Source organism: Achromobacter pulmonis (assembly GCF_002885955.2).
GTDB classification, from domain to species: Bacteria; Pseudomonadota; Gammaproteobacteria; order Burkholderiales; family Burkholderiaceae_B; genus Achromobacter; species Achromobacter pulmonis_A.
Window position 1 is genome coordinate 1 of record NZ_POQS01000031.1, and the last position, 3,731, is coordinate 3,731.

Sequence of the window (3,731 nt, forward strand, 5' to 3'; positions counted from 1 at the left end):
GCACGACATCGGCAAGATCGCGGTCGACCTGCACGTCGAACTGGCTGACGGCAGCATCTGGCATCCGTGGCACGGCCCCTTGCAGCAGCGTTACCGTTTTCGCTATCGCCCGGAGCGCGAGTACCGCCTGCACAGCGCGGCGACAGGACTGCTCTACACCCGCGTACTCGACCCGACCATCCTCGACTGGCTCAGCGGCTTTCCGGTGCTATGGTCGGCGCTGCTTTACGTGCTGGCCGGACAATATGAGCATGCCGGCGTTCTGGGGGAACTGGTCATCCAGGCCGACCGAGCATCGGTGGCCCAAGCCTTGGGTGGCGACCCGGCCAAGGCGCTGACGGCGCCCCGGCACGCCTTGCAGCGCAAGCTGCTAGACGGCCTGCGCTATCTGCTGCGCGAGGAACTGAAGCTCAATCAGCCCCAGGCTTCGGACGGCTGGCTGACACAGGACAGCTTGTGGCTGGTGAGCAAGACGGTCTCCGACAAGCTGCGCGCCTACCTGCTATCCCAGGGCATCGAAGGGATTCCCTCGAACAACACCGCCGTCTTCACGGTGCTGCAAGATCATGGGATCGCGCAGCCGACCCCGGACGGCAAGGCCATCTGGAAAGCCGCCGTGACTAGCGACAGCGGCTGGAGCCACAGCTTCACTTTCCTGCGCCTCTCGCCCGCACTGATTTGGGAGACGGGCGAGCGTCCCGAATCCTTCGCCGGCGCGGTGACGGTGGAGGAGAGTGCGTCCGCAGACGATGTTCCCGCTGCCATGCCCGAGGTCGTATCCGCGACAGCGCAGGCACCCTCGGCCACCGCCGCGCGGCCGATTGAAGAACCACCTTCCCCGACGTCGTCCGACCCCGTTGCCGGTCTGTTGTCGATGTTCGGTGCCGATGGGATACCAGGCAGTGAATCACCGTCGGCCGGGGGAGCTAGGGCGTGTTAACACTAATTGCGTTCTGATAGATCAGATGTGAAAGTGCAGGCATGGAGATCACCCCCGAGCAATTCAAACGCATCGAACACTGCTTGCCAGTGCAGCGTGGCAACGTCAGGCTGAGCAATCTNNNACATACCGTCGATGGCACCGCTTACTTGATCAGTCCGGGGTTGTTCCAGCGGTACGCGCAAGAGCACCCGCAAGTCGCTGCGCTCGCCAAACAGGACGGCGTGGCCGACTGGCAATGGGTGCAGAAGAGCTTCGAGAGGCTGCAGCTACACCGCAAGCACCCCCGCGGCCTGAACATCTGGAAATGCAACGTCATCGGTCCGCGCAAATCAAAACGCCTACACGGCTATCTGCTAAGTGATCCAATGCAGGTTTTCGACACACTTCCGCCGGATAACCCATACTTGGCACTCTCTGAATGAAGGTGCGCCAGTGCCTGTACATTTGTGTATGCAAGCAAGCAGAAGGTCTGTTTCAGCTTCCAGTCTACCGGCCAAGCACCATAAAATGCGATCCTGGCAGCTCAAGCGGTACAAGCTTGCGGAAAGGCACCTCACTAATGCCAGCATTACTAGCGCTGATGTGTCCTACATTCTGTAGTCGATGATGCAGTCAACGACGTCGATAGTAAGTCAAGTCGCCTCTTGCAGCACTACGAGCAAATCCTTGGCCTGTACTCGATCCCCTGGCGCCACAAGAACCTCCTCAATCACGGCATCTTGTGGTGCTGAGATATGGGTTTCCATCTTCATTGCTTCTATGGTTAGCAGCGTGCTGCCTGCGCTTACGCGCTGGCCAGCCCGCACTGCAACGGTGGCGATGGCTCCGGGCATTGGCGCGGCCACGTGGCGCGGATTACCTACTTCTGCCTGCGTTCGCGAGGTAGCGGCACTGGATTCTCCTGCGGACCTGACGTAGACGGTTCGCGATTGTCCGTTGAGCTCGAACTGCACTTTGTGGGTAGACTCTCCCTCTTGGATCACCGCCTCCAAGATAACCAACAGCATCTTGCCAGGGGCTATCTCGACTTCAAACTCTTGTTGAGGTCTAGGCCCATAGAAAAATACTGGCGTGGGTAGGGTTGAGGTATCGCCGAACTGACGCTGGTAGGAGCACAGCTCGCGCATTTGCCTCGGGTACATCAGGAAGGATGCCAACTGGGCATCGTTCAACGGCTGTCCACACTCCAACTCGGCCTGCGTGCGCGCTGCGGCCAAATCCACGGGTGCAAGCCGGTCGCCAGGACGGTACGGTGCTGGCGGGGTTTCTCCATCGCTGAGTTTGAGCACTTTGCGCGAAAGCGCGGCCGGGAAACCGTCGGGTGGAAATCCTAGCTCCCCCTTGAATAAAGACACCACTGAATCGGGGAAGACCACGTCGCGGGCTGGATCGATCACATCAGCGGGTGTCAGATCGTTAGCGATCATCGTGAGTGCCATGTCACCGACTACCTTCGATGTAGGCGTCACCTTGACGATATCTCCGAATAGCTGATTGACGTCCGCGTAGGCTTGCGAAACTTCTGTCCATCGGTGTGCCAAACCAAGCGAACGGGCCTGTTCACGCAGGTTTGTGTATTGACCTCCAGGCATCTCATGGCGGTAGACGTCCGCGGTTCCGGAGCGGATTTCGCTTTCAAAAGGCGTATAAAAGCGTCGCACTTCCTCGAAGTAGGTCGATGCCGCATGTAGTGCATGTGGCGACAAGCCTGGATGACGCGGCGAATTGCTGAGCGCTGCTGCAATTGCCGAGAGATTGGGCTGCGAGGTCAGACCGCTCATCGAGTCAAGCGCACCATCGACCGCATCGCATCCCGCTTCGATTGCCGCGAGCACCGACGCGGCGCTCGCTCCACTGGTGTCGTGGGTGTGAAAATGGATCGGTAGTCCCGTCTCAGCCTTCAAGGCTTTGACCAGCGTACTGATGGCACGCGGCTTGCACAGGCCCGCCATGTCTTTGATTGCCAGAATGTGTACACCTGCTCGCTGCAGCTCGCGTGCGATGGCCAAGTAATAGTTCAGGCCATATTTGGGTCTTGCAGGGTCAAATACGTCTGCGGTGTAACAGATGGCGCATTCGCACAGTGCGCCGCTATCGAGCACGGCATCGATGGATACTCGCATGTTCTCAACCCAGTTGAGCGAGTCAAACACGCGGAATAGATCGATGCCGTTGGCTGCGGCTTGACGAATGAAATAGCGCACCACGTTGTCCGCATAGTTCGTGTAGCCCACCGCATTGGAACCACGCAGCAGCATCTGGAACAACAGGTTCGGCACGCGCTCGCGCAACTGCGCCAAGCGCTCCCACGGATCCTCTTTCAAGAAGCGCAACGCGACGTCGAAGGTGGCGCCTTGAATCACACCGGGGATCGCGGAGGCTGTTTGGTTAAAGTAAAACAGGTTCCACAGTCTGCGCTGCAAGTTGCCGATAGTATCGCGCTTCGGCCTCAGCGGGCGGAATGTCGCCGATGGATTCGAGCAGGCGTTGGTGGTTGAACCACGAGACCCATTCCAGTGTCGCCAACTCCACGGCAGCCTTGGTTTTCCAGGGCGCGCGCCGATGAATCACTTCCGTTTTGTAGAGGCCGTTGATCGTTTCGGCCAGCGCATTGTCATAGGCGCTTCCGGTGCTGCCGACTGATGGATTGATTCCGGCCTCGCTCAATCGGTCGGAGTAGCGGATGGACACGTATTGGGATCCCCTATCGGAATGATGGACGAGCCTATCGGACTGCGTCGGTCTTCGGTCATAGACAGCCTGCTCCAGTGGTCTGCCCCCTGAAAAG

Annotated in this window: 2 protein-coding genes and 2 pseudogenes; 2 read left to right on the plus strand and 2 right to left on the minus strand. The window is 59.2% G+C overall.

From position 1 onward, the window contains the following. Together mobH and C1I89_RS33540 are read left to right on the plus strand one after the other, a co-directional pair. A partial coding sequence (mobH, locus tag C1I89_RS33535) for a MobH family relaxase (RefSeq protein ID WP_258231584.1) occupies positions 1-940 on the plus strand: 940 nt, incomplete at its 5' end. A gap of 119 nt (positions 941-1,059) precedes the next feature. Further along, a pseudogene (locus tag C1I89_RS33540) lies at positions 1,060-1,365 on the plus strand (conjugal transfer nickase/helicase domain-containing protein); the annotation flags it as partial. A gap of 210 nt (positions 1,366-1,575) precedes the next feature. On the opposite strand, the pseudogene C1I89_RS33545 reads toward C1I89_RS33540, so the two are convergent. Both C1I89_RS33545 and C1I89_RS33550 read right to left on the minus strand, forming a co-directional pair. Continuing rightward, positions 1,576-3,297, minus strand: a pseudogene (locus C1I89_RS33545) (pyruvate carboxylase subunit B); the annotation flags it as partial. A gap of 34 nt (positions 3,298-3,331) precedes the next feature. Further along, a partial coding sequence (locus C1I89_RS33550) for an integrase core domain-containing protein (RefSeq protein WP_146196987.1) occupies positions 3,332-3,731 on the minus strand: 400 nt, incomplete at its 5' end.